Annotated in this window: 2 rRNA genes; both read left to right on the top strand. The window is 61.6% G+C overall.

Annotated features, from left to right (window positions below):
* Positions 1-114 (top strand): 23S ribosomal RNA (locus GWK61_RS55655); the annotation flags it as partial.
* Positions 115-232: 118 nt separating this feature from the next.
* Positions 233-346, top strand: a 5S ribosomal RNA gene (rrf, locus tag GWK61_RS55650); the annotation flags it as partial.

Here is a 346-nt window from a genome sequence, read left to right as displayed (position 1 = left end):
CCCACCCACTTGATGGGGTAAGGCTCCCGGTAGACCACCGGGTTGATAGGCCGGGCGTGGAAGCTCCGTGAGGGGTGTAGCGGACCGGTACTAATAGGCCGAGGGCTTGACCACAAAGCTGATTCTTCTAGCAAGACTCTTGCTGCTCGCATCCACTGTTTAGATCTGAGACCCCTACTGGCTTCGGGAAGCATGCGTATGCGTGTGTCTCGGCTGGTGTGTCTCGTTGTGTTACGGCCGCCATAGCGGTGGGGAAACGCCCGGTCCCATTCCGAACCCGGAAGCTAAGCCCGCCAGCGCCGATGGTACTGCCAGGGGGACCTGGTGGGAGAGTAGGACGCGGCCG

This window comes from Catenulispora rubra, from assembly GCF_015356825.1.
Classification (GTDB): domain Bacteria; phylum Actinomycetota; class Actinomycetes; order Streptomycetales; family Catenulisporaceae; genus Catenulispora; species Catenulispora rubra.
This window is presented reverse-complemented; position numbering and strand designations above follow the sequence as displayed.